This is a genomic window from Viridibacillus sp. KH_047 (assembly GCF_057838945.1).
This window is the reverse complement of the sequence record NZ_CM174479.1, coordinates 473,559-498,033: the sequence shown is the minus strand read 5'-3', so window position 1 is coordinate 498,033 and position 24,475 is coordinate 473,559. Positions and strand designations below refer to the sequence as shown.

21 protein-coding genes and 2 riboswitches are annotated in these 24,475 nt (G+C 36.0%); of the genes, 4 read left to right on the top strand and 17 right to left on the bottom strand.

Going from position 1 to position 24,475, the window contains the following annotated elements; all coding sequences use genetic code 11:
• Positions 1-16: 16 nt before the first annotated feature.
• Positions 17-1,912 (bottom strand): PrkA family serine protein kinase, encoded by a 1,896-nt coding sequence (locus AC3IS5_RS02495; RefSeq protein WP_489427805.1) that lies wholly within the window; start codon positions 1,910-1,912, stop codon positions 17-19.
• A 300-nt stretch (positions 1,913-2,212) separates the two neighbouring features.
• Between AC3IS5_RS02495 and AC3IS5_RS02490 the strand changes: the two genes are divergently transcribed.
• The gene (locus AC3IS5_RS02490) at positions 2,213-2,707 is read left to right on the top strand and encodes a L,D-transpeptidase family protein (protein ID WP_489427804.1); all 495 of its coding nucleotides are present in this window, start codon (positions 2,213-2,215) and stop codon (positions 2,705-2,707) included.
• Positions 2,708-2,773: 66 nt separating this feature from the next.
• On the opposite strand, the gene AC3IS5_RS02485 is transcribed toward AC3IS5_RS02490, so the two are convergent.
• The 3 genes from AC3IS5_RS02485 to AC3IS5_RS02475 form a co-directional block, all read right to left on the bottom strand.
• Entirely contained in the window at positions 2,774-3,895 is a 1,122-nt protein-coding gene (locus tag AC3IS5_RS02485) for a 5-methyltetrahydropteroyltriglutamate--homocysteine S-methyltransferase (protein WP_489426432.1), read from the bottom strand.
• Between the two features lie 107 nt (positions 3,896-4,002).
• Positions 4,003-4,103: riboswitch (SAM riboswitch) on the bottom strand.
• Positions 4,104-4,330: 227 nt separating this feature from the next.
• Positions 4,331-4,579, bottom strand: a complete 249-nt coding sequence (locus AC3IS5_RS02480; RefSeq protein WP_053418863.1) for a YkuS family protein — start codon at positions 4,577-4,579, stop codon at positions 4,331-4,333.
• Between the two features lie 186 nt (positions 4,580-4,765).
• On the bottom strand, positions 4,766-5,194 hold the full coding sequence (locus tag AC3IS5_RS02475) for a S1 domain-containing RNA-binding protein (protein WP_053418864.1): 429 nt from the start codon (positions 5,192-5,194) through the stop codon (positions 4,766-4,768).
• A 239-nt stretch (positions 5,195-5,433) separates the two neighbouring features.
• On the opposite strand from AC3IS5_RS02475, the gene AC3IS5_RS02470 reads away from it, so the two are divergent.
• A complete protein-coding gene (locus AC3IS5_RS02470; RefSeq protein ID WP_489426431.1) occupies positions 5,434-5,985 on the top strand; it encodes a DJ-1/PfpI family protein in 552 nt (183 codons plus the stop codon).
• Between the two features lie 468 nt (positions 5,986-6,453).
• Complete coding sequence (locus tag AC3IS5_RS02465) at positions 6,454-6,663, top strand: alpha/beta-type small acid-soluble spore protein (protein ID WP_489426430.1); 210 nt, start codon at positions 6,454-6,456, stop codon at positions 6,661-6,663.
• A 159-nt stretch (positions 6,664-6,822) separates the two neighbouring features.
• Here the strand turns inward: AC3IS5_RS02465 and AC3IS5_RS02460 are convergent, their stop codons facing one another.
• The 3 genes from AC3IS5_RS02460 to AC3IS5_RS02450 all read right to left on the bottom strand — a co-directional run bounded on the left by AC3IS5_RS02460 (position 6,823) and on the right by AC3IS5_RS02450 (position 10,522).
• Entirely contained in the window at positions 6,823-8,181 is a 1,359-nt protein-coding gene (locus AC3IS5_RS02460; RefSeq protein ID WP_489426429.1) for an APC family permease, read from the bottom strand.
• Positions 8,182-8,196: 15 nt separating this feature from the next.
• Entirely contained in the window at positions 8,197-8,913 is a 717-nt protein-coding gene (locus AC3IS5_RS02455; RefSeq protein ID WP_489426428.1) for a cysteine hydrolase family protein, read from the bottom strand.
• 169 nt (positions 8,914-9,082) lie between these two features.
• Positions 9,083-9,267: riboswitch (Lysine riboswitch) on the bottom strand.
• A 364-nt stretch (positions 9,268-9,631) separates the two neighbouring features.
• Positions 9,632-10,522, bottom strand: a complete 891-nt coding sequence (locus AC3IS5_RS02450) for a LysR family transcriptional regulator (protein ID WP_489426427.1) — start codon at positions 10,520-10,522, stop codon at positions 9,632-9,634.
• A gap of 234 nt (positions 10,523-10,756) precedes the next feature.
• Here AC3IS5_RS02450 and AC3IS5_RS02445 point away from each other — a divergent pair, with 234 nt between their 5' ends.
• Positions 10,757-11,848, top strand: a complete 1,092-nt coding sequence (locus AC3IS5_RS02445) for an NAD(P)-dependent alcohol dehydrogenase (RefSeq protein ID WP_489426426.1) — start codon at positions 10,757-10,759, stop codon at positions 11,846-11,848.
• Positions 11,849-12,164: 316 nt separating this feature from the next.
• Here AC3IS5_RS02445 and AC3IS5_RS02440 read toward each other — a convergent pair whose 3' ends face one another.
• From AC3IS5_RS02440 to gatB, 10 genes are all read right to left on the bottom strand, one after another.
• Positions 12,165-12,671 (bottom strand): YehS family protein, encoded by a 507-nt coding sequence (locus tag AC3IS5_RS02440; protein ID WP_489426425.1) that lies wholly within the window; start codon positions 12,669-12,671, stop codon positions 12,165-12,167.
• A gap of 505 nt (positions 12,672-13,176) precedes the next feature.
• Complete coding sequence (locus AC3IS5_RS02435) at positions 13,177-14,436, bottom strand: MFS transporter (RefSeq protein ID WP_489426424.1); 1,260 nt, start codon at positions 14,434-14,436, stop codon at positions 13,177-13,179.
• A 716-nt stretch (positions 14,437-15,152) separates the two neighbouring features.
• Complete coding sequence (locus AC3IS5_RS02430; protein ID WP_489426423.1) at positions 15,153-16,121, bottom strand: tRNA dihydrouridine synthase; 969 nt, start codon at positions 16,119-16,121, stop codon at positions 15,153-15,155.
• A 489-nt stretch (positions 16,122-16,610) separates the two neighbouring features.
• Entirely contained in the window at positions 16,611-17,972 is a 1,362-nt protein-coding gene (rlmD, locus tag AC3IS5_RS02425) for a 23S rRNA (uracil(1939)-C(5))-methyltransferase RlmD (protein WP_489426422.1), read from the bottom strand.
• 223 nt (positions 17,973-18,195) lie between these two features.
• Positions 18,196-18,303, bottom strand: a complete 108-nt coding sequence (cydS, locus tag AC3IS5_RS02420; protein WP_427735691.1) for a cytochrome bd oxidase small subunit CydS family protein — start codon at positions 18,301-18,303, stop codon at positions 18,196-18,198.
• 15 nt (positions 18,304-18,318) lie between these two features.
• A complete protein-coding gene (locus tag AC3IS5_RS02415; RefSeq protein ID WP_489426421.1) occupies positions 18,319-19,344 on the bottom strand; it encodes a cytochrome d ubiquinol oxidase subunit II in 1,026 nt (341 codons plus the stop codon).
• Positions 19,341-20,687: a cytochrome ubiquinol oxidase subunit I gene (locus AC3IS5_RS02410; protein WP_489426420.1), complete on the bottom strand. Its 1,347-nt coding sequence runs from the start codon at positions 20,685-20,687 to the stop codon at positions 19,341-19,343. Before AC3IS5_RS02410 ends, AC3IS5_RS02415 begins: the two co-directional genes overlap by 4 nt.
• A gap of 325 nt (positions 20,688-21,012) precedes the next feature.
• Positions 21,013-21,924: a diacylglycerol kinase gene (locus tag AC3IS5_RS02405; protein ID WP_489426419.1), complete on the bottom strand. Its 912-nt coding sequence runs from the start codon at positions 21,922-21,924 to the stop codon at positions 21,013-21,015.
• Between the two features lie 235 nt (positions 21,925-22,159).
• Positions 22,160-22,720: a thioredoxin family protein gene (locus AC3IS5_RS02400; RefSeq protein WP_489426418.1), complete on the bottom strand. Its 561-nt coding sequence runs from the start codon at positions 22,718-22,720 to the stop codon at positions 22,160-22,162.
• Between the two features lie 327 nt (positions 22,721-23,047).
• On the bottom strand, positions 23,048-24,475 hold the full coding sequence (gene gatB, locus AC3IS5_RS02395) for an Asp-tRNA(Asn)/Glu-tRNA(Gln) amidotransferase subunit GatB (RefSeq protein ID WP_053418878.1): 1,428 nt from the start codon (positions 24,473-24,475) through the stop codon (positions 23,048-23,050).

Sequence of the window (24,475 nt, the reverse complement as noted above, 5' to 3'; positions counted from 1 at the left end):
GACTCTTTTCTTAAGGTTATCTATTCAGCAAGCTACCTACATATTGTAATAATTCATTTGCAGAAGTTGAATTATACCCGTGTTCATCTATAAGCCTTGCAACAACTTCATTAATCTTTTTAAGTTGAGATTCGTCAGGCATTTTTGAGGACGTTGTAATTTTCACAACATCTTTTAAATCAGCAAACAATTTCTTTTGAATCGCTTCGCGTAATCTTTCATGAGAATGATATTCGAATCTCTTTCCATTTCTTGCATAGGCCGAAATACGAATTAATATTTCTTCTCGGAATCCCCTCTTCGCGTTTTCCGAAATGCCTATTTGTTCTTCTATGGATCGCATTAGTTTTTCATCTGGATTCATTTCTTCTCCAGTAAGGAAATCTCGAATTTTATTTTTATTACAATATGCTTCAACATTATCGAGGTAATTGTTCATTAGTGTTTTTGCAGATTCTTCGTACGAATAAACAAATGCTTTTTGAACTTCATTCTTCGCAATCTCATCGTACTCTCTTCTTGCAACTGCAATATAATTCGTATATTTTTCCCGATCTTCCTGAGAAATCGAAGCATGTTGGTCAAGTCCGTCTTTAAGTGAACGTAATACGTCCAATGCATTTATGGACGGTACTTCTTTTCGAATAATGGCAGATGAAATTCGATTTATAATATATCGAGGGTCAATACCATTCATACCTTCATTTGGATACTCTTTTTTCAATTCCTCTACATCAACTGAATTATATCCTTCTACATTTTCTCCGTCATACATACGCATCTTTTTCACAAGGTCAATACTTTGCTTTTTCGGTGTTTCAAGCCTAGTTAATACGGAAAAGATTGCAGCGACTTTTAATGCATGAGGGGCAATATGAACATGTGCCATATCACTTTCATTAATCATTTTCTCGTAAATTCGTTCTTCCTGACTTACTTTTAAATTATATGGAATAGGCATCACAATAATTCTTGAGTGAAGTGCCTCGTTCTTTTTATTTGAAATAAAAGATCGATACTCAGTTTCGTTTGTATGGGCAACAATTAACTCATCTGCACTAATTAATGCAAATCTACCCGCTTTAAAATTGCCTTCTTGTGTTAATGATAATAAGTTCCACAAAAACTTTTCATCTAATTTAAGCATTTCTTGAAATTCCATCATGCCTCGGTTTGCTTTGTTTAGTTCCCCATCAAATCGGTAGGCACGAGGATCTGATTCAGAACCGAATTCCGCAATCGTTGAAAAATCAATACTACCAGTTAAATCGGCAATGTCCTGAGATTTCGGATCAGAAGGTGTAAATGTCCCAATTCCCACACGTTTATCTTCTGAAAATGTAATACGTTCAATCATGACATTTTCAATAAGACCATCATATTCTTTTTCAAGTCTCATCGTGTTTAAAGGAGATAAATTACCTTCAATGCGTATACCATACTCTTCAAAAAAATCTTTGCGCAAATGATGTGGAATTAGGTGGAGTGGGTCTTCATGCATTGGACATCCTTTTATTGCGTATATCGCGCCTTCATCCGTTCGTGAATATTGCTCAAGTCCTCGCTTTAGCAAAGTCACAATTGTCGATTTCCCTCCACTTACGGGTCCCATTAATAATAAAATCCGCTTGCGAACATCCAATCTTCGTGCCGCAGGATGAAAGTATTCCTCTACCAATCGCTCAATTGCTGTTTCTAGCCCGAAAATTTCTTGTCCAAAAAAGTTAAATAATTTTTGTCCGTCTCTTTCTTCTAATCCAGAACTTTTAATCATATTGTACACACGTGAATGAGCTGTTTGAGCGACTTCCGGCCTTTCTTTCACAATGTTTAAGTAATCTGCAAACGAACCTTCCCACTTTAGTCTGTTTTCTTCTTCACGATAAACCTTAAACTTACTTAAAATGTCTATAGCCTTCCCTCCATTCTTAGCCTGATTTATAACATAGTATGAAATTAGAGAAATAATGATACCCAATAATGAGTCATTGTTGAGGATTCTTCCTTAAGGAAATCTTGAAGTAGCTAATGGAGCATGCATTTAACTAGTTAAATTCTCACTAATCCTACTAAAGACCAATTTTTAAGTTGGCAGCAGTTTTTACATCTTCTGCTAATCATTCTAAAAAGCTGGTGAATGTTAATGTGTCATTATGAAACCCCATATGTAACAAACATATAATATACTGTAACAACTTTGGAGGTGATTACACTGATTCATACGATTAAACAAGGTGAAACACTGTTTCAGCTTTCTAGAGATTATCGCACACCGCTATCCGCAATTATTGGCGCGAACCCATCTATCAATCCAAATGTACTTTATATTGGCCAGCCTATTGTTATTCCAGGTTTTCCTGATCCTAATACAATTCCATATCAAATTGATATTTCACTGAACAATCGTTGGCTTAGATTATATAAAGATGGTGTTTTACAAAAGCAATATCCCATTGCGGTTGGAAAAATGTTAACCAATACACCTGTAGGGAATTTTATTATCATTAATAAAGCACCTAACCCTGGAGGCCCATTCGGAACGATGTGGATGAGCTTATCAAAAGATACGTATGGAATTCACGGCACAAATGATCCAAGTTCAATTGGTAAAGCCGTATCTCATGGTTGTATTCGCATGCATAATGAAGATGTAGAAGAATTAGCAAGTATTATTCCGATTGGGACTGCGGTTTTTATACATCCGTAATAGTAAAAAGGACTACCCGCAATAGTCATTGATAGCTGACTTTGTAGTTAGTCCTTATTATAAAATCTATTTATCCCAAACGTCTTTAGCGATACGTACAACATGACGTAATTTTTCCCATTGCTGTTCTTCCGTTAATAGATTGCCTTCTTCAGTAGAGGCAAAGCCACATTGTGGGCTTAAACAAAGCTGATCGATATTCACATATTTCGTTGCTTCTTCGATTCTTCCTTTAATTTCATCTTCATCCTCGAGTTCAGAAGTCTTGGAAGTAATCAAACCCAAAACGACATTTTGATCTTTAATGAATCGCAAAGGTTTAAAATCTCCTGATCGTTCATTATCAAATTCTAAGAAAAAGGCATCCACATTCACACGTGAAAATAGCTCTTTTGCGATCGGCTCATATGCACCTTGATATAACCAAGAAGATTTAAAATTCCCGCGACAAATATGAATCGTAACCGCCATATCTTCCGGTTTATTTGCTAGTGCTTCAACAGTAATATCAGCAAACTTTTTCACTAATTCATCTGGATCAAATCCCTGTTCTTTTATCTTATCTCGAAAAACATCACTGAACAAAGCTCCCCAGCTTGTATCATCTAATTGTAAATAGCGGCATCCTACTTCATAAAAAGCTTGAATCGCATCTTGATATACATTAATAATATCTTTAGCCACATCATCGAGTGAAGCATATGAAGGATTGCTTATATACGGTTCGCTTCCAACTACACCTGAGTAAAAAATCATATTAGGCCCTGGGATTGTAATTTTCGCAACATGCTCACCGGCAATACTTTTCAAATACTTAAAGTCTTGTAAAAATGGATGGTCTTTAGGGAAATTTAATTTCGAATCGACCGTGTATGCCTCCGCTTTTTTCATCGCCCCATTAAAAGCACCAGAAAGGTCTTTTTCATAAACACGAATCCCCTCAATCGCACTGATAAAGTCTAAATGCCACCATCTTCTTCTAAATTCACCATCTGTGACAGCAGATAGACCGACTTCTTTTTGTTTTTCAACAAGCTTTGCAATTTCTATATCCTCAATTAATCGTAATTCTTCTTTAGTTATCTGACCTTGTTGATATTGTGCTCTTGCATCTTTAAGTACTTGTGGACGAAGAAAGCTCCCTACATGGTCTGCTCGAAATGGTGCTTTAGTTATTGTGTTAGTCAAAATGGACAACCCCTCTGAAGTTAAATTTATGTTTTTCACTTAGCTTTTCGGGGTATAAAAAAACCCCTTCTAAAAAAAAGAAGAGATTGGCTTCATAGCTGTTACTCTTCTTATCTTCAAGCGTTACGCTTCTGGAATTAGCACAGTGCAAAAAAAGTCTGTTGCTGAGATATCAAAGGGCCAGTCCCTCCATCTCTCTAAATAAGAAAATTACATATTTTTAATTACTTGTTATCAATCTACATGTATATCCATAGATTGTCAATATTTAGTGTTATTTACCTGTTCAATCCAAGTTTTATCATGTTAAATATTTATTATTACGTAGATTTGAAATTAGTCATATACTTTATTTAATTCTATTGATTTAAGTAGTTTAGGGTACCGCATAATAAAACAATGCCAGGTCTCTATCCTAGACCTGGCATTGTTTTATTAATGTAGATTAAGTTTTTCTTCTACTTTCCGACAGACTTCATCTGCGGATAGGCCCGCCGCTTCAATGATTGAACCTTGAATGGACGTATCGTGAATGCCCAGTGCATTATTGTCCAACCCTGTAATGACACAACAATCTACACCCGTTGCATCTGATTCATGTTTCAGTTCAACGATCTCATATCCCTTTGCAAGCAAAGCCTCTGATACATTCGTTAATGATTGCTCTACACCGATTATCGACATAGTAGGGTTCACCTCCTAGTTGATAAGATGTCCGTTTCTACTTATATTTATGTATACAATTTCAACTAAAACAAAGACAAAACCCCATAATAAGATATCTTGTATAAGTAGTGTCGATGACAATGGTCCATAAAATAAAAAAAAACGCACATCTTAAAAGATGTGCGTTTCTTCAGCTATCTATCATTACCCTCTTCTTCCGCCTCTGCCACCGCGTTTAGACTCGGTGCTGCGTTTTAGAGTAGATAAGTTATCTTCACTTGATTTTAAGAATTTAGCCATCTTATCTTCAAAGGTTTCCTTCGGTTGGAAATTACCTCGTTGGCGATTATCCTTCTGACGATATGGGCGCTTCGTATAAGAAGACGTACTTTCAACAGGTTTATCAATCGCTTTTTTAATAGATAGGGCAATTTTTCCTTCTTTTTCGCTTAGGACCTTTACTTCTACTTGATCCCCAACTTTAAGATGTTCATTAATATCTTTTACGTAAGCTTCTGCAACTTCACTAATGTGCACAAGCCCTGTCACCTTATCCGGTAACTCAACAAACGCACCAAAATTCGTGATTCCTGTAACCTTACCTTGTACCTTACTACCAATTTCTACTGACAATCCATTTCCTCCTAATAAATACTATACTTTATTATATCAAATTTTTTTTTTGATGCCAGTCATCCGTGATATTATTTAATATCAACAATATATTCAATTTAATACTAATAACTTAAGTAGTATTGGTGGCTGGCACCATTAGATTAATAAATAAATTGCACGCAATAGAGGGAATCAATAATATACTCAGAATATATAAGTGAAGGCGAAAGTCCATTTTTGAGAGGAGGAAATGACTAATGTCAAAGAAAGTATTATTGTTAGCTGGAGATGCCGTTGAAGCTTTGGAGATTTATTATCCGTATTTTCGTTGTCTTGAAGAGGGCTATGATGTGCAAATAGCTGCTCCATCGAAGAAAAACTTACAAACGGTCGTTCATGATTTTATTGGTTGGGATACTTATACTGAGAGTAAAGGATACCTTATTGAATCTCATTTGGCGTTTGAGGATGTACAGCCTGAAGAGTATGATGGATTGATTATACCTGGAGGAAGAGCTCCTGAATACATTCGATTAAATGAAAATGTTCCAAAGATCGTCGCTCATTTCTTTGAGGCAAATAAACCAGTTGCAGCAATTTGCCACGCTAGTCTCATTTTAACAACTGTTTCTCAATACTTAAAAGGTCGGGAATTAACGGCTTATATCGCATGTAAACCAGATGTAGAAGCTGCAGGAGCAACTTATATTGAAGACCCTCTCCATGTTCAAGGAAACCTCATTTCCGGACATGCATGGCCAGATCTACCAGGATTTATGAGAGAATTCATTAAACAACTAAATCAATAAAATTTGTTATTAAAAAAGAGACAAAAGAACGTATCCAAAATATCTTAATGTATTTTGGATACGTTTCTTTATAGCTACTGATTCACTTCCTCATAAACCTCATTCATAAACAATAATCATTTGGCCATTGGAATTTTTCTGAATATGATGGCTTTTTTAGTGTGTAACTCAATTGGCCATTCTACACTTTCTGTTACTAAACTCTACCACACTTATTCTGCCTGCATTTATTATTTTTCCATTCGTTTCACAGAATATACTTTTGTAATTAACTATATTTTTTATTTCAAAAATACTATTTAAAATCCCTTCCTTCAAAAGCTTACTTTAATTTTTTTGTTTTTTGAAATAGATATTTATATTGCTATAGCAGCCTAAAACAACATGTAGGATGGACTTTTCACCTCTTCACTATATGTATTAAAAACAAATCTTTGTCCATTCTAATATCACAAGGAGGTGATAGATATGGCTTCAAATAACCGAAGTTCAAATAAACTTGAAGTACCAGGTGTTCAACAAGCGGTTGATCAAATGAAATATGAAATTGCTCAAGAGTTTGGTGTACAACTTGGAGGAGAAGCTTCTTCTCGCGCAAACGGTTCAGTTGGTGGAGAAATTACTAAACGACTAGTTCAAATGGCTGAAAACCAAGTAAAAGGAAATTCTGGACAATAAAAATCCAAAGTAAGAAGGTAGAGTTATTATGCTCTACCTTTTTACTTTGGATTACCTTACTGAATATAGTTTATTACTACTTTCTCCCGCTTTTTCCTTATCCATTAATCTCTTCTTATTAACATAGTTGTTTTACTACTTATGATATTTAACTAAAAACTATATCTCTTTAAAACTTGGAGGATATTTTTTAAATCCTTTTGTTGTAATTAGCGCATAAACAAATCCTATAGCTAACCAAATAAATCCTATTTTTAACGTCATTGGTGACAGATTGATAAATAAGTAGAAACAGATTAAAAATCCAAGAGCCGGAATTAAAAAGTAACGAATAAATTTCTTCTCTTTTTTACGGAAATAATAATACACAATTACGGATAAATTAACGAGCATAAAACCTGCTAAACCACCAAAGTTCATTAATTCTGCAACTAGGTCAATTGGTAAAAAAATCGCACCTACTATACTAATGCTACACAATAATAAAATATTATAGACCGGTGTTTTATATTTCGGGTGTAAATGTGTAAAGAATTTCTTTGAAAGTACTTCATCACGTCCCATACTAAACATTAAACGTGAAGCACTTGCCTGACCAGTTATACCTGCTGTAAATGTCGAAGCAATAATAGCTACTGTGTAAAGTGTTGCAAGCAGTGCACCACCTGCAGCATTTGCAATATCAAATAGAGCTGTATCAGCTGAGCTGAAGCTAGTTACATCTGGCCATACCAGTTGTGCAACATAAGCTTGTACGATAAAAATAACCCCACCGATTAAACAAGAAAGAATAGCCGCTTTCCAAATATCATCTTTTGGATTTACTGCTTCTTCTGATAATGTTGTGATTGAGTCAAATCCCAAGAACGAGAAGCAGGCCATCGCTGCACCAGAAATAATCGTTGTCATTACGAACGTCTCATCATTAAAGAATGGTGTAATCGAAATTAAAGAAAATACACCATCTTCAACAACAATCGCTTTCATACAGAAAATCACAAAAATGACTACAACAATCCCCATGAAGATTACAAGGAGTTGGTTGGTTTTAGCAGCTATTCCGATTCCCAGGACATTTACAACAGTAATTATACCGGCAATAAGTAATACCCACGCCCAGTATGGAATCGCTGGAATTAATGCATTCGCATAGGATGCACCGACCATGAAGACAATTAATGGCACTAATACATAGTCCATAAACATCGCCCATCCTGCAAAAAAACCTAAATGTGCGTTAATCGCACGTTGTGTATATGTATACGTAGAGCCACCAATTGGAAACGCCGCAGCCATTCGACCGTAGCTATATGCAGAAAACATCATCGCTACCATCGCGACTAAATACGCTAACGGTAGCATACCGCCTGTTGATTCTGCCGCAAAGCCGTATATATAAGCAGGAGCAATTGGTGTCATAAACGCGATACCATAGATTACTAAATCTTTCAGTGTGAGAACACGTTTAAAATGAGGAGCTACATTTCCTTGAGTTGTATTGCTCTGAACATTACTCATTTAAAAGCTTCCTCTCTACCCTTGAACTACTGCACGTTGTTCAATTTCTTCTGTAATCAAATCAATGACTTCTACTGTGCTCATTACTTGGCAATAAATTTGATTCATAATCATAATTTCTGCATCATGAAGTTGTTGCGTAGCAGCTGCACATGCATCCTCAACTAGAATCACTTCAAAGCCTGCATCAGCTAGACTTCGTACAGTTGAAGCTACACATTGGTCTGTCACAACTCCTGTACAAACAACCGTTTCAATACCCATGTTGCGAAGTAAAAATTCATAATTTGTGCCACTTAAAACACTGTCTGTCGTTTTATTTACTACGATTTCATCGTCTAATGGTTTTAATTCATCTACCATTTCTGCTCCCGGATCACCGATTGGTAATAAAATATTGTTCCAACCTGGGCGACGTTGTACAGGGGAACGGTCACGTCCGTCCTTATGATGACATGCAATACGACCGAAAGTTACTTCTAAACTATTTTCGCGGAAAAAGTCTAGTAGTTTTTTATTGTTTGGAATCGTTAAGTTATCAATACGATCAAAGAAATATGTCCATTTATCAAACATGTCTTTTTCTCGTGCAATTTGAGCATCCAATCCATCTCGGCTAATAAATTGATGTTGCATATCAACTACTAAAAGCGCTGTTGTTGCTGGATCTAATTTCATTTTTTCTTCACCCGTCGGAATAAAATCATAATAAAGTGTTTGTTGTTTTTCCATTATACGTTCCTCCATTAAGCTCCTATAAGCTAAATTAGTTTTTAACTAAATAAAAAAGAGATCCTCTATGTGCTAAAGAATCTCTTGCAGACAATAAAAAATGACTACATCATTTCTGATTAAGAAACCAAAAATGATGTAGTCATTCTAAAGTCCCCAACCCTGTCTCTTATGAGATAGCACAACTTAATAAACCGGGAAGTTCATTAAGACAGTCCTGTGGTTTTTCACCACAGACCCAGCACGTAATGATGAGAATCCATTGCATGCTTCGGCGACATTCCCTTCTGAATAGCTTCTTCGTCTTCTCTGACTCTACTATTCGCTAATAAATATCGCACCTCTACCTCACAATCAAAAAAGTGAGGTTTATTTAATTATTAAGACCATTATATTGTTATAAGATTTTTCTGTCAATACAGATTTTTGTAATAATTACAAAAGTAGACTTAGCACAATATATTTAATTATGTTTTTACTCTATCCCAATTCCAACTAAGTCACCCACTCTACATGTGTGGAGTGTATGTGGCAACACAATGGATGCTGGTGGGTTTATGTAAAATGATTGGTTAATTTCAGAAACCAATCATTTGTTATTTAATTTATAAATAGTACGCTTAAACAATAGCCATTATATGTTGAAGAAATCTATTTATTGTTTATCATTCAAGCATGGGCCACAGTTACTTAAACAGAACTTTCGTATGGAAATTTATTAAGTGGTCATATGTTCTTTCTTTAAAAATTCCATTAGATATTTTTTGAATTGTAAGACTGCATGTTTAGATGTTTTTCCTTTTAACCAGGCTAGACCAACCGGTCGATAACAATAAGGTTCAATTAACCTAATTTTTTTCAAGTGTGTTAATTCTTCATCGGTATATGCATATTTAGGAAAAAAAGTAATCCCTAGATTCTCTTTGACTAAGTTTAAAATAATCGACAATTCTTTTCCCTCAAACTTTATATTCGGAATAAATCCAGCTTGCTTACAAAAAGAGTCTGTTACAACTCGCCAATTTAAGCCAATTGGGAATGTAATAAATGATTCGTTTTTTAACTCTTCTAAACTTACAAACTCCCTAGTGGCAAGACGATGTTTTTCAGATACTAATAAATAAACTTCTTCATTAAATAAATGAACCCATTCAATTTCTTTGTCTTTTATTTGAGATGTTGAAATACAAATATCAGTTTTTTCATCTTTAAGTGATGCTACCATTTCATCATCTGACATAACATGTTGACTCATTTTTGTATTTGGTCTTTGCGATAAAAATCCACCCACTAATTTAGGCAAAAATCCAGATGTCATAACACCTAGTGAAAAATCCGCATTTCCTAATCCTGCTAAATCATATATCTCATTTTCGGCATCCTCTAATAATTGTAGTGCTTTTTCTACTTTTTCTTTATAAATCTTGCCGTACTTATTTAATTGTATTTGTTTCCCTTTCCGATCAAATAACTGTATCCCTAAGTTTTGCTCTAACCTGGCAATCGATTTACTCAGTGAGCCCTGAGAAATTTCTAGTTCAACTGCAGCTTTTGACATGTGTTGATATTCAGCAACTATTAAAAAGTATTCTAGTTGGAGTAACTGCAAAAAAAAAACCTCCCCCTTTATACCGTATAGTAAAACATTAATTTTCAATCATTTTGTGTACATGTTACCACAATTTATTACCAAAACAACACTTATAACCCTAATGGAATATGTAAGTACTTAGCGGTTATTGAAACACTTTCATTTAAAACATATGATGGAATTGTTCGATAAATTGACACATTTAATTATACAATATTCGCTATAAAGGCGTGATTAAAAGGAGAAGTTATTATGAAAATCCAAGCAGCAGTATCACACAATGTTGGAGAAGCATTAAAAATTGAAGAAGTAGAATTAATGGAACCAGGTTCTGATGAAGTTCTTATTAAAATAGTCGCTACAGGTGTTTGTCACACTGATGCAGAATCAATCAATGGGAAAGGCGCTCCATTTCCAGCAGTACTTGGACACGAAGGTGCTGGTATTGTAGAAAAGGTTGGTTCTAGTGTTACAAATGTACAACCCGGAGATCATGTTGTTCTTTCATATGCTTATTGTGGCGAATGTTCACAATGTTTAACTGGACACCAAAACTTATGTGAAAGAACAGTAGAACTTAATTTTGGTGGTAAATCAAAAGATGGTGATAACCGTATTCATCAACATCATCATTCAGTTTCGTCTTTCTTTGGTCAATCTTCATTTGCAACGTATTCAGTTGCCAATAAAAACAATGTTGTAAAAGTAGATAAAGACGTTGATTTAGCATTATTAGGTCCATTAGGATGTGGTATTCAAACTGGTAGTGGCACAGTCATGAATAGTTTACGTTCAGAACCAGGTACTTCTATTGTTATTTATGGTGGTGGTGCAGTTGGTTTAAGTGCAGTGATGGCTGCTAAAATCATGGGACTAAAGCATATTATTGTTGTTGATCTTCACCAAAGTCGTTTAGATCTTGCAAAAGAACTTGGTGCTACTCATACACTTAATGGTAAAGAAATGGACGTTGTAACAGAAATCAAAGAAATTACAAACGGTGGGTCTCACTATGCTGTTGAAACAACAGGTGCAACACCAGTAATTAAACAATCAATTGCTGCTTTACGCGTATCAGGTAAAGTTGCCATCGTTGGTATGGGTGGAGATGTAACAATTAACTTTACAAATGATATTCTAATGGAAGGTAAATCTATCGTTGGTACAGTTCAAGGAGATTCAGTACCGCAACAACACATTCCTAAATTAGTGAACTACTATAAAGAAGGAAAATTCCCATTCGATAAATTAGTAAAATTCTATGACTTCGAAGACATTAATCAAGCATTTGAAGATTCAAAAACAGGTATCACAATTAAACCAATAGTAAAAATCGCCAAATAGTTTTAGTTGTTAACATTAACCCACACAAATTTAGACCTTTCTAGTTTTGTTTGGGTTTTATTGTATTAGCTAAAAATCAAAACCAACAAAAATTCTGATATATATTAAACTAATTCCAACCACGCGACAGCTTCGCAATGTGTCGCATGCAGGCACATACCACATAGGAGATAAATTTATCTAAACATAAATAATCATACATTTGAAAAAAACATCCTCAATATTTGTGATTGTATTATTACAAAGTTAATCGTTAAAACACAAAAAGCCCTTTCCGTGAAAGAGGCTTTTTGTGAAAATTAAATATGCTATTCCATTACGCTCTATACCTAACAGCCAATCCTTTTAAGAATTTACGTGCGAAATTATCGCCGCACTCTTTATAATTTCTATGCCCTGGTTTTCTAAAGATAGCGCCTAATTCACCTTTTGAAACAGCTATACCGCCATCATCAAGGATATCCAACATATCTTCTGTTGTTAATTGTAGTGCTACTTTCAATTTTTTCAGAAGCATATTATTCACATGATCCTTAGTTGGTTCAGGAGCTTTTGGTTGCCCTGGTTTTGCATCCTGTTTTCCTCTTTTAAAAGTAATGAAGCCATTTAAAAATGACTCTAACATTTTATAATCACATTTTATCTGATCGTCATTTTCTTCTACGTTAACTTCATCATCAAATTCATCTTTTGATTTTGTCAGTATCTTTGGTACTTCTTCTCTTGATACTTCCATACCACCAAGCTTAAATATCTCTACCATATCTCTATTTTTTATATCTAGAGCGTACCTTGTTCTAATTAAAATATCATTGTTATCCATTTATAATGCACCTCATACTATTGCTTTTTTTCTTCATCGCTTCAGCAGTTTAATTGTCCTTTAAGAATCTTAACACGTATATACACAACGTTGTTAGTAGTACCTAAAAAAAATTCGATTTCTATCAATTAGCTTTAGGAGTCGACATCTATAATTACATCACCTAAATTATTCAAAAAGAGTGATAAAGACATACTACTCTACAAATAAGTGTAAACACTTTTACAATCTCCATTTTCACAAGAACTAGCGTTTATTTCAAGTTATGTCGTATTCTCTTTTATAGCTTTTTCAAAATTGAATTGAGCTAGTACTCACACATCATTATTTTCTCGTTCACTAACTAATCTATACTAACCATTTGTTATTTTTATAATTAAACAATTATAAAAAAGACCATAGGGAATTTTTAAATCCATGGTCTTTTATAGCATCGCACAGTATGTGGTTTTGAATTTAGACTTCTTCAATATAAACTGAATAAAGTCATATGATTAATATGCTATCAATCAAAACGGGAATGCTGACGCTTTTCCTTATATGAAATCAATCCAATCAAGCCAACTATGGAGAAGATAACAGGCGCAATGAAACCATAATAGTATCCATCAACTTGATTACCTGTAGTAGCTTGAAAATGATCCAATATATATCCAAAAATGATTGGTAGCAAGACAGCACTTAGAAAGCCACCCGTATTCGCAACTCCAGAAACAATGCCGGATTCCTTTATAGGGAAAGATTGACGTACAGCTGCAAAAGTTAATGCACTTGACCCATATCCAAATCCAATGATAAAGAATAGTATAATTAGTAAGAAAAATGACGGATGCCCATTAGATAAAAGGAAAGAAAACCAACCCAATAAAACCGTGCTATGAACGACAATATATGGCCTTTTTATTGTTTCTAACCGGCTTGAAATCCAACTAGTTAGGGGAGCTCCAATAAGTGCCCCGATGAGACCAACCATAATCAGCTGGCTTGCATCTGAGCGTGTCATTTCATACATATTCATCCCATATGGTACTGCCCAAGAACTGATAAACCCTACATAACCTCCAACTACTCCAAAATGACAAAAGAATAGTGCCCATGCTTGCCGATTTGAAAAAATTCTCCGCAATAAAACTACTGTTTTTTCGCGTTGTACTTCTACTGTTACAACTACCGGTTCATCCAAAAAGATTCGTTTAGGCTTTTTTACAAGTACAATATAAAGGAGAAATCCACATAAACATAATAATAGTCCTGCTGAGAAAAATGCTGCTCTCCAACCAAGTAAAAGTATCAATGTGGAGAAAGGGACTGTCGCCAATAAGAAACCAAGACTTCCTGTCATTCCCGCCAGCCCAATTAATCTCACAAATTCCTTTGTATGAAACCATTGGGCCAAAATTAGCACCATATTAACCCATATAGTCGCATCCCCTATCCCAGTTAATATTCTGGAAAAGAAAAGGACGAATTCATGTGTACCAAGACTATAAATGATTGTACCTAAACCTGTAAGTATGGCACCGATAATTAGAAAAAAGTTTGGGCCAAAACGATCGGCCAAAATCCCCATCGGAATTTGCAAACTCGTGTACACTAAAAATTGTATACTCGTCAATAACCCAATCGTTGATGCAGTTACATTAAAATCCCTCATCAATTGATCCGTAATCAATCCCGGAGCAGTCCGTTGGCTCGCCATTAACAAGTAAGTAAACAATACAGAAACAAATACAATCCATCTGTATCTGCTATTTTGTTTGTCCAATGATCACTACTCCTATTAGCTTTTAGTCTATATATATGTATTCATGTAACGGTAAAAAACTGTTTTCCAGAGTTATTTTATAATTTGAATTGGGGTGGAAATGTTTTAGTTCACTAAGTTTAATAAAAAAGCTTGAATCTTGGATTTTATCGCCTCTGCACAGAATCTTGAGCCCCCCTAACCTTTTCACCAAATTTCAACCCATCATACATAAGATACTTCTTATCATCTTCTTCTCAATCTATACTTCGTTCACAAACAAAAAGTGGATAAAGGATGGAGAGATTGGGATAACCCCTTTTCTCCATCCTTTATCCACACGGTTTGTACAACTTTATTTCATATAGCAAGAGAATCTATTTTTGCTTTACAATACTAGTTTCTACCACGCGACCGCTTAAGTTAGATTTTCTATCTTAACTCGCCTAATTCATAAAATCATAGTAAAACAGACGGTTTAGAAGTGCATTATAACACTTCTAAACCGTCTGTTTTTAACATTTCAAATATCTATTAAGTTAAATTCTTTACCCTAACGTCCCTGATCCTAATTACTATCAGACGCGTTACACAAAAATTCATTTCAATTCGAGCCATGCACAACACTCAACATGTGTTGGGTATATGTGGTGCTGGTGGGTTCAATACCGCATTCATCCCTGCCAATTTACTGCTTAATAAGCTCTAACTTTTTTTTCAGTTACATCATTCTATCGTCAATCAACATTGTTTGATTCAAAGTTATCAAGTAATGCACGCACTTCATCTGTTGATTTCGTGTTCATCAATTGATTTCTTAATTCAGCAGCTCCAGGGAATCCTTTGACATAAATTTTGAAAAAGCGATGAAGCCCTGTCATTGATCGTGGTAGTACTTCCGCATATTGATCTTGAAGATCAAGCTGCAGTCTTAAAAGATCAAGATACTCTTTACTGCTATGCTCTTTTGGCTCTTTTTCAAAAGCAAAAGGATTTTTAAAAATACCTCGCCCGATCATAACGCCATCAATACCATATTGTTCAGCAAGCTGCATCCCAGTTTGACGGTCAGGAATGTCTCCATTGATTGTTAGTAGCGTATTCGGTGCGATACGGTCACGTAATTTTTTGATTTCCGGAATTAGCTCCCAATGCGCATCTACTTGGCTCATTTCCTTTCTTGTACGTAAATGAATAGAAATGTTCGCAATATCCTGCTTTAAAATATGCGTTAGCCACTCCTCCCACTCATTTATCTCGTTATAGCCAATTCGTGTTTTCACGCTGACAGGCAGTCCACCCGCTTTTGCTGCTTGAATAAGTTCTGCCGCAACTTCTGGACGCAGAATAAGGCCACTACCTTTCCCTCTCGTTGCCACATTCGGTACAGGGCAGCCCATATTAATATCGATGCCTTTAAATCCTAGCTCTGCCATGCCAATACTCATTTGACGGAAATATTCGGGATTATCCCCCCAAATATGTGCCACCATTGGCTGTTCATCTTCTGTAAAAACCAAACGGCCTTGCACACTTTTCATGCCCTCTGGATGACAATAGCTATCCGAGTTTGTAAACTCTGTGAAAAATACATCCGGTCGACCGGCTTCACTTACTACGTGACGAAAAACAACATCTGTTACATCTTCCATTGGTGCAAGTACAAAAAACGGCTTCGGTAAACTCTCCCAAAAATTCTCTGTCATATTTAATTTCAAATCCTCTCATTATGGGTACATAGTCAAACGCTCATCCCAAAATTAATAACTAAAATGTTTCTATTTCTTTATTACTTATGCCATGTTTAATATTTAATAGATTAATCCCACCAGTCCCTAACAGTGTTAGGAATATATGTGGACATTCCATAGATGTCTGCTAGTTAAAGTCATTAAATCATTTTAAAGTATAACCTAGCTTTATTAATTTATCTTCATACAATGTTCTCTTAACTATATTTTCATGTTGAAAAAAATATAGTTGGCATTTTCACTTTTTATAATGACCTTGTTATTGAACGGTATTTTTCGTTAAGAAAGGGTAATATAAAAAAATCACGATTTCATTTTATATTGATACATTTCCCCCCACAATATTAGCTTGATTTATTTGAGAAATGTAAAAGTAAAAGCAGATTATTTAGAAGTACATTATCATACTTCTGAACCATCTGCTTTTTTCATTTTACTGTTTAATTAAACTAGCTCCAACCAAGCGACCGCTTCACAATGCGCCGTATGTGGGAACATATCCACAGGTTGCACTTCCTGTGTTTTATAGCCACCATCTTCTAAAATCCTTAAATCTCTTGCCAATGTAGCTGGGTTACAAGATACATACACAACACGTTTTGGACGTTGCTCTAAAATGGTATTTAACAATGCTTCGTCGCAACCTTTGCGTGGTGGATCGACTACTAAAACGTCTGCTGTTTTGCCTTCTTTGTACCAGCGTGGAATGACTTCTTCTGCTGGACCTGCCTCGAAATACGTATTTATAAAGCCATTCAGTTCAGCGTTACGTTTCGCATCTTCAATTGCTTGCGGTACGATTTCCACACCCATTACAGATTTCGCTTTTTGTGCTAGGAATAATGAAATTGAACCAATGCCACAGTAAGCATCGATCACTGTTTCGTCCCCTTTTAGGTCTGCGTAATCTAAAGCTTGCTTATAAAGTACTTCTGTTTGCTCAGGATTTACTTGATAGAATGAACGCGCTGAAATCTCAAAGCGTACGTCACCAATTGTATCTTCAATGGTGTCATTGCCCCATAGTTTTAGCGTTTCGTTACCGAAGATAACGTTTGTTTTTTCACCATTAATATTTTGCATAATTGATGTTACATTTGGTACGAGTTGCTTGATTAATTCCACTGCTGCTTCAGCTTGCGGGAATTTGCGCTTTTTCGTTACAAGTACTACCATTACTTCGTTTGTTGCGCGGCCTTTGCGTACTACTACATGGCGTAGCATACCTTGTCCTGTTTGCTCATCATATGGTTTAATACCTAACTTCCAAAGACGTGGTTTTAAGCCTTCTAAAATGGCGTCTGCCTCTGCCGTTTGGATTAGGCAACGATCTGTATCGACGATATCATGTGATTTTGTTTTGTAAAAGCCTGCAATCGGTGCTTCACCGTTTAGGCCAAATGGAATTTGAGCTTTATTGCGATAGTTCCATGGATTGTCCATACCTTTAACAGGTAACACTGGTGCGTCAATCTTACCGATACGAGTCATGACATTACGGACCATTTTTTCTTTCCATTTCAATTGACCTTCGTATGATAAGTGCTGTAGCTGACAACCGCCACATTGTGCAAATACAGGGCATGGTGCCGCGACGCGGTCAGGTGAAGGTTCTGTAATGTTGATAATTTTTGCAAAGCCGTAGTTTTTTAGTGTTTTCAATACATGGACTTCAGCAGTTTCATCAGGCAGTCCACCTTGGATAAAAAGTGGGTAACCATCGATTTTAGCAACCCCTGCTCCGTCATGCGTTAAGTCTTCTATATAAACCGTCAAGCGGTCATTTTTCTTTACTGGTGCTGTCATTTTCGTACTTCCTCCATTTCAGTTCTTCTATTGTACCATGACCTCTTAGAAGGAACAAAAGCGCCGAGTGCCCGTTCACACCCGTCAAGCGGTGAAGAACACTCATGTGGAATCGCTTTTTGACTTCATTTGAGTGTTTGAAGCGGCCTCGAGGGTGTGGCAGACGAAGCTAGATGCAGAAAAATCCAAGTGCCAGAATCGACACTTGGATTTAAAAAGTTAATTATTCACCTTTCGTAACTGGCCCATCTTTTAATGCTACAAAGAAGGCTACGGCAATGGATGCTGCTAAAATGATAAATGGTGCATAGAAAATTAGAAAATTAACCATTCTGAAAATCCTCCCTTATGCATGATGGTCTTTTTTTCCACGAATATAATCTTTGTTGAATAAGAATAACTTCAAGAGCAAATATATTGATGGTATTAGCAGTAAAAGTCCTAGCACGAAAGCAACTACTAAAGCAGTTGCCATTGCTGGATTCGTAAAGCTATCATATATAGTCAAATATGGGTAAAGTAAATATGGATAATGTGAGATACCGTAGGCAAAAAATGCTAATGCAAATTGACCAACAAGTAAGCCTAGTGCCCAGCTATAATGCTGTTGCTTCCAAATAAACCATACTGTAATGACAAACATGATTGCTGACAGACCGAACATCCAACCAATATCCATCATGCGATTAAAATGTTCGACGTTATGTTTACTTAACTCAAACATAATCCCAATAACAGAAATTGCTAATGGCCCCGCCCAAATAAGCGCGTATTTTCTTAGAAGCTTTGTAGCTTTGCGATCTCCAGCTTTATCTGCATACCAAGTTAAAAATACCGCTGATATATATAAAACAGCCGCTATTGCCAACACGACTATACTCCAAGTTAATGGGCTTGTGAACAATGCATGATAATCCAGCACTGGATTATCATTCACCATCGATACAAAGCCACCTTCAGAAATCGTTAACACTACTGATAATGAAGCTGGGATTAACAATCCTGCTGCTCCGTACATAAACGAATAACCTTTATGTCCCCGTGACCCATACGATTCAAACGCGTAATAACTACCACGAATAGCAAGGAGAATAATCGCAATACTTGCTGGCACGAGTAATGTTGTCCCGTAATAAAAAGCTGTTTTCGGGAAGAAACCAACAACTCCCACGAAAAAGAATACTAAGAATACATTCGTTACTTCCCATACTGGTGACAAATAACGTTGAATAATATTCGTTAAAATATGTTCTCGCCCAGTTAATACACCATAAGCATTGAAAAATCCTGCACCAAAGTCAATCGAACCAATAATTAAATACCCAAGTAAAAACAGCCATAATACAGAAATCCCTAGAATTTCTAATGTCATGAGAAGTCACCGCCTTTTTCAGCTTTGCGATCTTCAATTTCTTGTTCAATTGGATTGTGACGGAACATGCGACGAAGTACAACGACACTACCAACACCTAAAATAATATATAGGCCACAGAATAATATCAGCATAATGTCCACATGATCACTTGTTGTAGCAGCCTCTGCTACCTTCATATACTTACGTAAAATCCACGGTTGGCGACCAACTTCTGCAAGCCACCAGCCAGCTTCAATGGCAATAATAGATAACGGTCCTCCTGCAACAATGACCCTGCGGAACCATTTAGTACTTACAAAAGACCAACCTCGAATTTTACCTAATACATACGCTGCTGACACTAATACCATGAACATACCGATCATGACCATCGTATCGAACAAGTAGTGAATGTAAAGTGGTGGTGTTTCATCTTCTGGAAATTCATTTAACCCAATAACCTCAGCTGTAGGATTTGAATGTGCTAAAAAACTTAAAGCATAAGGTACTTTAATGGCATACTTCACCTCTTCACCATCGGTTACACCAAATAGAACAAGTGGAGCATTTTTCGAAGTTTCAAAATGCCACTCAGCTGCCGCTAATTTTTCTGGTTGATATTCTACTAAGTATTTTGCAGAGAAATCTCCAATGATTGCTGAGGCAACGGCAAATACTAAACCAATTTTCATTAATAAGAACAATGCCTTTTTGTGATAAATGTGATTTGACCCTTTAAGCATTTTAAATGCTGCAATAGCTGCTAAAACAAAGGCTGCTGTCATGTAGGCTGTTACGACCACATGAGCTACTTTAGTTGGCATTGCGGGGTTTAACATCGCTAAAATTGGTTGTATATTGACGAGCTGACCATCTACGACATCAAAGCCTTGTGGCGCATTCATAAATGCATTCACGATTGTAATAAAGACTGCTGACATCGATGCACCAATTGCAACAGGAATTAATAATAATAAATGTTTCTTTTGATTTTCAAAACGGTCCCAAGTGTATAAATAAATACCTAAGAAAATTGCTTCAAAGAAAAACGCAAATGTCTCCATAAAAAGTGGTAATGCAATAACATTACCTGCTAGCTGCATGAAGTTAGGCCATAATAGCGATAACTGCAAACCAATAGCGGTACCTGTTACTACACCAACTGCAACGGTAATAACGAATCCACGCGCCCAACGCCTTGCAAGTAGAATATAATGCTCATCATTCTTCTTAATCCCTACCCATTGTGCAATCATAATCATCAATGGGACACCTACGCCAATCGTAGCGTAAATGATATGGAAAGATAATGTAAGCTCCGTTAAGATACGACTAAAAAATACAGCACTTTCATTTTCCATGATCGTTCCTCCTCAGCTTCCGAAAATACGTCCGACGAGTGACAGCAGCATAATACCTGCTACGATAAAGCTTAACCAGATTAGTTTCTTCTCATGTGTTTTATACATAGCGCACTCTCCCTTACTTATTATTATACCCATAGCAACCTGTATTCTAACTTCCGAACGTGACAGATTTATCACGTATTCATGTTCAAAATATGATAAAAGAATGTTTAAAATGTGAATTGATATTTATCTTAAGCAAAGAATTTGCATTTCACGTTTTAAATAAAAGAAAAGACTAGAAAGCAGCATGGCTTCTAGTCTTAAAACATTCATTATATTATGGTCTATCTTGTTCTCTAATATCATCAATTGGTACAAAAACTTCAATATGTCTTTTTAAATTTCTAAATTCAGCAGGAATATCTCCACCGTATTCACCATCTAAATTTAACTGTACTACTTCATCCGAAGTCACTTTCACATGACTAGCCTTTGCATGGATAACATGTGGGTCTTTAAAATGTTCTCCTCGAACTGCAAGTGAAACAAGCTTGATAAAATCAGCGATATTACATTTTTTTAATATAAACATGGAGAAGTAGCCATCATTAATACTTGAGTTTGGAGATAATTTTTCGAATCCGCCTACTGAATTTGTTAAACCGATTAAGAACATCATTGCTTCATCTTCAAATACTTCCCCATCGTATTCAATACGCATTTTAGAAGCTTTTATAGACGGTAGCATTTCAATTCCTTTTAAATAATAAGCCAGTTGTCCAATCATTGTTTTAAGCTTACTAGGTACTTCGTAAGTCAGTTCAGTAATACGACCGCCACCAGCAATATTGATAAAATGACGATCATTCACTAATCCTACGTCCACTGGAATAGTATCACCTTTGATAATAATATCTACAGCTTGACTTATATCTCGTGGAATATGTACCGCACGTGCAAAGTCATTTGTTGTCCCCATCGGTATTAATCCAATTTTAGGTCTCTCTTCAAATGCACTAACCCCAGCGACAACTTCGTTTAATGTACCATCTCCACCTACAGCAATGATCACATCAAATTTACGCTCAACTGCTGCCTTTGCAGCAGTAGTTGCATCGCCTGCACAGGTAGTAGCATGACAAGAGGCTTCATAGCCGGCGACTTCTAATTTTTCTAATACTTCAGGTAGATGCTTTTTGAAAATTTCTCTACCCGATGTGGGGTTATAAATGATTCGTGCTCGTTTCATATCATTACCTTCTTTGCTCTACAATTTTCTAAATATGTTAACGGAAAAATTCAGAGGAATGTTCCCAAAAGTACTTAAGGCTCAAAATAGGCTGTCTCAACGTTTATATTAAATTCGTTTAGGCAGCCCTTTATTTTTTATAATGTGATATCAAATTTTCAGTTTGAAGCAGTCCAAACATGAAAAGCTTTCAATCTCATTATACAGAATCATCCTTATTGTGCAAATGACGGTTTTATTTTAAAGTGTCTGTTACAACTTTACGGAAATCATCATACACCCAGCCCCAAGCTTCTTCATTTGAAGCATTCTCTTCAGTAATACTTGAGAATAATTCCTTTTGTTTTTCTACAAATGTAGGATCGTCCTGTGCAGGTAGTGTGGCTTTTTTTGCTAACACATATTCTTGTAGTTGTGGTGCACGTGGTCCCCATTTTCCAAGCACTTCTCCTGCTTCACTTAAAATGATATAAACAGGAATAGAGCGACCACCGTTTGTTAAATACTGATCCATTAACTCTAAATTTTGGTCACGGTAAACACAACGCATTTCTAAATTAGCTGCCTCTGCAATTTTGCGGATGATTGGATTGTTCATCATCGCATCACCACACCAGTCTTCTGTTATTGTTAAAATATGTGGTTTTTTAGATACCAGTAAAGAAATGAATGCTTCATCCTCAGGTAGATGGTAATTATTATAAACTTTAAAGCTGTTATCCTTATGCGTTGTCATACTATCCATATAATCTTGAATTGAAATTGCTTCGTTAAAATATTGTTGTTCAGTTTTCATATGTAAAACCCCCTTGAAAATAGTGTAAATGTTTTATGAATTTTTGGCAAAGTTCTAAACATGCTAATCTCAAATAAGATATTATTACTGCACTACACTCGTTTTAAATTAACTTCATATTAAATTGAGTTAGAATTGATTTTGCTAAAACGAAGCGCACTGTCATGAGTGGATCGACTATCTGGCAAATTTCAACTTGACCAGCTGCACTTAATAACATAGTAACTTCAGCTCGTGATCGTCAATGAATGCCCCTTACTTTTTATCTACTATAGCAAAAAGACTGCTTGAGGCACGGATGCCCAAGCAGTCTTTGAAAGTTTTAAATTAGCGTTTGTTGATTTCTTCAAGAAGGATTTTGTTAACCATTGGTGGGTTAGCTTGTCCTTTAGTAGCTTTCATGATTTGACCTACTAAGAAGCCAATTGCACGATCTTTACCGTTTTTGAAGTCTTCAATTGATTGTTGGTTATTGTCCAAAGTTTCTGTAACAATTTTAAGTAAAGCTGTTGGATCAGAAAGTTGAACAAGACCTTTATCTTTAACGATTTTTTCTGCATCGCCACCGTTTTCAACTAGCTCTTTGAAAACTTTTTTAGCGATTTTAGAAGAAATTGTACCTGCAGAGATTAATTTAACCATACCTGCAAGTCCTTCTGGTGTTAAAGCAGTATCTTTTAATTCTTTTTGTTCTGCGTTTAAGTAAGCAGATACTTCACCCATTAACCAGTTAGAAGCAAGTTTTGCGTCTGCTCCAGCTGCTACTGTTGCTTCAAAGAAATCTGCGATGTCTTTTTGCAATGTTAACACACCTGCATCGTATGCAGTTAAGCCTAGTTCTTCAACATAGCGAACTTTACGAGCTGCTGGTAGTTCAGGGATTTCATCTTTTACGCGTTGTAACCATGCATCGTCAATTACGATATCAACTAAGTCTGGCTCTGGGAAGTAACGGTAATCGTCCGCGCCTTCTTTTACACGCATAAGGATTGTTTTACCTGTTTTTTCATCGAAACGACGAGTTTCTTGCTCGATGACACCGCCGGCATTTAATACAGCTGCTTGACGCTTTTCTTCAAACTCAAGACCACGACGAACGAAGTTGAATGAGTTTAAGTTTTTCAATTCAGTTTTTGTACCGAATTCATCTCGGCCGTATGGACGGATTGAGATGTTGGCGTCACAACGAAGTGAGCCTTCTTCCATTTTACAGTCAGATACGCCTGTATATTGGATGATTGATTTGATTTGCTCAAGGTAAGCGTATGCTTCTTCTGGAGTACGGATATCTGGTTCAGATACGATTTCCACAAGTGGTGTACCTTGACGGTTAAAGTCAACTAGAGAGCTGTTTTTACCATGAGTAAGTTTACCAGCATCTTCTTCCATATGAAGACGAGTAATACCGATACGTTTTTTCTCACCGTTTACTTCAATATCAACCCAGCCGTTTTTACCGATTGGTTTATCAAATTGTGAAATTTGGTAAGCTTTCGGATTATCAGGGTAGAAATAGTTTTTACGGTCGAATTTAGTATGTTGTTCGATTTCCATATTAAGTGCTAGAGATGCACGAATTGCGTAATCTACAACGTTTTTGTTTACAACTGGTAAAACACCTGGGTAACCTAGGTCAATTACTGTTGTGTTTGTATTTGGTTCAGCACCAAAGTGGTTTGGTGAACCAGAGAAGATTTTAGAGTTTGTTTTTAACTCTACGTGTACTTCTAAACCAATGACTGTTTCAAAGTTCAT